The following is a 4,605-nucleotide window of genomic DNA, read 5'->3' as shown; positions in this document are numbered from 1 at the left end:
AGACTCTTCCCGTCTTTGAAGAACTTAACAAAAAGTTTTTCAAACCCAGCAAAGACAAGTTCAAGTCTGAACACTCCAAAGAGATCAATCAGTATCATCTCTCCAAAAGAAAGATTGCTGAGTTTTGGGGCGATGCAGAACATGACTGGAAAGGATTGCGTGAGGAGCAGAAACAGCTTAGCACTGAGCTCGATACCATGAAGCTCACATGCAAGGATCTCGAAGCAATAGCTTCAAAAGCCTATAAGATCAGATGCATCACTGAGGCGTCTCTTGAAGAAGTCCAGGTCAAGGGACATCAGAAAGTACAGGAACGTACTCCTGGCAAAAAGCGTTCCCACGACATGGAACGATAAGGAGGTTATAACAAAATGAATATCTTTAAGGCAGTCAAGGGGGCTGTGTCTGTTATGGACGCAGCTTCTTTTTATGGAATCAAAATCAATCGGAGCGGGCTATGTAATTGCCCGTTCCACAATGACAAAACCCCAAGCATGAAAGTTGATATCCGCTACTACTGTTTTGGATGCGGGGCAACCGGGGATGTCATTGATTTCGTGGGTAAGTTGTTTGGACTGTCACCGCTTGATGCTGCTAAAAAGATTGCCATGGATTTTAATATCATTACCACGAATCTAAACAACCCAAGTATTAACAAAGCATCTGCTTCTCTAAAAAAAGACAAAATCATTATCCAGAGAAACGATGAATATCAGCTGATAAGAACATTCGACGCTTATGTCCTCGATGTTCTTTTTTCTTTGCACCAATACAAAGAAAAGTTAATGGCTTTCAAAAGAGATTATGCTCCAGCATCAATTGATGGGCTTGATACCTGCAATCCTCTATTTGAAGAAGCCCTAATGAACCTTAGCAAAACTGATTGGATGATTGAAGAACTAACCTTCGGATCCAGAGATGAGCAACTCACATTTTTAACTAATTACAAAGGAGAAATTGAATATGTCAAAGCAAGACTTTCAGAACTTAACTAAAGAACAAATGGAGAAATTACAAATACTGCTAGGAGAACTCCAACCATCTTCAGTAACCGAAGAGATTCCCCTTAAAGAACCACCGCTTTCTGAACTATTTACAAGAGACGAGAAGGGAAAAATACTGCAAAGCAAGAATAACTGCCTACTTGTCTTAAACCATGATCATCTTTTTGCAGGAAAGATCAAGTACAACGAATTTAGCGATAAGGTTGATATATGCGGCGACTTCCCTTGGAAAAGATATAGCGTAACTTATTGTGATAATGATCTACGCCATATAATCCTTTATCTAGAATCAGAATATGGTCTCAAGAAGGATGGTGACATTGCAACCGCCATAAATATCGCAGCTTACGACAACAGCTACAATCCGATAAAAGAAAAGCTTTTATCACTCAAATGGGATGGTATAAGCAGATTACCAGATGCACTTCATCATTTTCTTGGTGCAGCAAAGAGCAGACTTAACACTGAAATACTAAAAGTATTCATGCTTGGCGCTATAGTAAGAATATTTGATCCGGGACACAAGTTTGAGTATATGCCCGTCCTTGTTGGCGGCCAAGGAGCTGGTAAATCAACATTCCTCAGATTACTTGCCATGGAAGACCGCTATTTTTCCGATGACATTAAAAAACTTGATGATGACAAGATTTATGCAAGGTTACAAGGTCACTGGATAAATGAAATCCCTGAAATGCTTGCTGTAAGCAGTGCTAAAGCAGTAGAAGAAACCAAGAAATTCTTAAGCACTCAAAGCGATATCTATAGAGTCCCCTATGAAACTACTGCCATGGATCATCCCAGGCAGTGTGTCTTTGCAGGAACATCAAACAAAATCCAATTTCTTCCAATGGACAAATCCGGTAACAGAAGATTTCTTCCCGTAGAGGTCCATCCTGAAGATGCTGACTGTCACATTCTTGATGATGAAAAGGCATCACGAGCATATATCGAACAACTTTGGGCGGAAGTAATGGAGATTTACCTTGCAGGTGATTATTCTCTCGTACTTCCCGACGATTTACAAGATGAACTCCTTGCAGTACAAGACAAACACTCTCCCGAGGATCCAATTGAAACTTCTATAAGAAACTTTCTGGATGACCATTCTCCTGACTATGTATGTACGAAGATGCTCTTCAAAGAAGCTCTTGGGCATATTGGGTACGAAAATCCAAGTGCCTGGGAGTGCAATGTCATATCAGAAATCATGGATCATAAAATGACAGATTACAAAAAGATATCTTCCCATAGATTCAAAGAGTATGGCACTCAGAGAGCCTGGAAGCGTGTTAATGAACCAGTATTCCGGGATATTCCTACAGGAATGGAGTCAGAAATCCCATTTCTTACTAAAACCTAATAGATTGTAAACAGTGTAAACGGATAAACACAAAATATTTAAAGTAGATTTTGAGCTATAGAAAATAATTCATTTTAAACGCGATGTTTACAGTTTACTTTGCTTACCTTATCGAGCAGTTCAACTGCTCTTTTTTATTGCCTGCAAACAGGTATCACAACTAAACAGAATCATTCACAAGGCACTTGGTGCGGAACATTTCCGTATCAGGTGCCTTTTTCATTTGGAGGAACTATGAAAAAAATAAGCACCAGAAAACTCACATGTAATATCACTGACATTGAAAAAGAAGAATCAAGAAAAATCACTCAATTGAAAAATCTTGCTAAATCTGATAGTCTCGATTCAGGCGAGGTCGGCGAATTAGGTAAAATGATCTCAAAAAAGAAAACGATACTTGTAGAAAAAATCTACAGAACAGCACATCCCAGAGCAAAGGAGGAATTGTTTTATAAACTGTCAGATGGCAGATGGAAAAGCAACAATCCAACTTTTGTTGCTAACAGTCGTGAAGAACTTGTAGAAAAACTTTATGACTACTTCTTCTCTCATACTTTCGAAGAAGTATATCTAGAGTGGGTTGATATGCGTATCAGCCATGGTGTAAAGTCCAATAAAACCATCCAGGAAGATCTGTCTATGCTAAGAAATGTCTTCAAGAACGAGCCAATCTTTGATATGCAGATAGCAGAGATTAAGAAAAAGGACATCAAGTATATGTACGAGCGTTGGACCGGTCAGGGACTTATAACCAGAAAGGCCTTTGTGAATCGTAAATCAGCCTTAAATGGAGTTTTTATCTATGCAGCTGAAAATGAGTATATCCCATTCAACTTCATTCCATCTATAGGAACATCTGAACTTAAGTTTAAGGAACCCAATCACTATAATAAGGCTCTGCACTTAGATGAGCGTGAAAAGCTTCTAAATCATCTAAAAACAGTCGAGCCTGATGGTTATTCACTAGCCATTCAGCTTGCCTTATATTCTACTTTCAGAGTTGGTGAACTTAGGGCAATCAGGTATGAAGATGTAAACGGAAATATCCTGACTATCAAACATCAGCTTGTAGAAGAATCATTATTTTCTGTTGATATGACACATCTAAAGGTAAAGAAGACTCCCAGGCATATTAATGAAAAACTTCCCAAAGGTAATGCTCACTACTCTGTAAGAGATATCTATCTTGTCCCTGAGGCTGTAGAAATCATTAAGAAAGCTCACGAGATTAACCCTGATGGGGAATATCTCTTTATGTGCCATGGTAGAACCATCAACAATGATACCTTTAATGAACGTCTTAGGAAATACTGTAATGATGCAGGTGTTCCTTACAAGTCCAGTCACAAATTACGCTTCACTGTTGCATCAACATTGAAGGCTGCCGGTGTAGAAACTGCATATTTGCAGAAAACTCTGGGACACTCAAATAGGACTATGACGGAGCATTATATCAATGAAACAGTGGAAGAGCCTAAGAATATTGAAGATCAGCTCATGAATGCATTAAGCATCTGCTAAATAAATATACACGTTTTATGTATATCATTGTATGCAATTCAAGTCATTCAAATGCTGATATCTTCTGACTTGTACCAAAATTGTACTGATTTGTACCAAATGTATAAAATAAAGAAAGAGGCTGCAAACTCAGATAAAATCTAAGTTTACAGCCATACACATTACTGCCGGCGACCGGGATCGAACCGGTACGGGTATTACTACCCACGGGATTTTAAGTCCCGGGCGTCTGCCAGTTCCGCCACGCCGGCATTTACCATATTATGTTGTGGTAAAAAATACGCGATATGCAAATATTACATATCGCGTTAGTGGGGCCTACAGGGCTCGAACCTGTGACCCTCTGCTTGTAAGGCAGATGCTCTCCCAGCTGAGCTAAGACCCCTTTTTAATGAATACTGGGTATTACGCGGTTCTTCAATATACTATTAAAAAACCATAGTGGAGCTTCAGGGACTTGAACCCGGGACCGACCGGTTATGAGCCGGTTGCTCTAACCAACTGAGCTAAAGCTCCTGATAAATGACTCCGACGAGAATCGAACTCGTGTTACCGCCGTGAAAGGGCGATGTCTTGACCGCTTGACCACGGAGCCCAATGCTTTGCGATCTTGCTGCCGCTTTAACTCCCCCTGTCGGACTCGAACCAACGACACTTCGGTTAACAGCCGAATGCTCTACCGACTGAGCTAAGGAGGATTATAATAAAAAATTTTGTACC

The 4,605-nt window shown here is 39.9% G+C and carries 4 protein-coding genes and 5 tRNA genes; 4 read left to right on the top strand and 5 right to left on the bottom strand.

Annotation, left to right across the window (positions count from 1 at the left end; translation table 11 throughout):
- From G589_RS22170 to G589_RS21510, 4 genes are all read left to right on the top strand, one after another.
- On the top strand, window positions 1-356 hold a 356-nt coding region (locus G589_RS22170; protein WP_026523005.1), incomplete at its 5' end, for a hypothetical protein.
- A 15-nt stretch (window positions 357-371) separates the two neighbouring features.
- Window positions 372-995 carry a CHC2 zinc finger domain-containing protein gene (locus tag G589_RS20610; RefSeq protein ID WP_051192560.1) on the top strand — a complete coding sequence of 208 codons (624 nt, stop codon included), beginning with the start codon at window positions 372-374 and terminating at the stop codon, window positions 993-995.
- Window positions 964-2,364 (top strand): virulence-associated E family protein, encoded by a 1,401-nt coding sequence (locus G589_RS20605; RefSeq protein ID WP_051192557.1) that lies wholly within the window; start codon window positions 964-966, stop codon window positions 2,362-2,364. The genes G589_RS20610 and G589_RS20605 overlap by 32 nt, the downstream gene beginning before the upstream one ends.
- A gap of 234 nt (window positions 2,365-2,598) precedes the next feature.
- Complete coding sequence (locus G589_RS21510; protein ID WP_051192555.1) at window positions 2,599-3,885, top strand: tyrosine-type recombinase/integrase; 1,287 nt, start codon at window positions 2,599-2,601, stop codon at window positions 3,883-3,885.
- 165 nt (window positions 3,886-4,050) lie between these two features.
- On the opposite strand, the gene G589_RS0117460 is transcribed toward G589_RS21510, so the two are convergent.
- The 5 genes from G589_RS0117460 to G589_RS0117440 all read right to left on the bottom strand — a co-directional run bounded on the left by G589_RS0117460 (window position 4,051) and on the right by G589_RS0117440 (window position 4,583).
- Window positions 4,051-4,136: transfer RNA gene (locus G589_RS0117460), tRNA-Leu, on the bottom strand.
- 61 nt (window positions 4,137-4,197) lie between these two features.
- Window positions 4,198-4,270 (bottom strand) — tRNA-Val (locus tag G589_RS0117455).
- A gap of 57 nt (window positions 4,271-4,327) precedes the next feature.
- Window positions 4,328-4,401, bottom strand: a tRNA-Ile gene (locus tag G589_RS0117450).
- A 7-nt stretch (window positions 4,402-4,408) separates the two neighbouring features.
- Window positions 4,409-4,480, bottom strand: a tRNA-Glu gene (locus G589_RS0117445).
- A 30-nt stretch (window positions 4,481-4,510) separates the two neighbouring features.
- Window positions 4,511-4,583 (bottom strand) — tRNA-Asn (locus G589_RS0117440).
- Window positions 4,584-4,605 lie beyond the last annotated feature (22 nt).

Source organism: Butyrivibrio sp. VCB2001 (assembly GCF_000423965.1).
Taxonomy (GTDB): domain Bacteria; phylum Bacillota; class Clostridia; order Lachnospirales; family Lachnospiraceae; genus Butyrivibrio.
The sequence above is the reverse complement of the archived record's forward strand: the minus strand, read 5'-3'. Positions and strand labels throughout refer to the sequence as shown.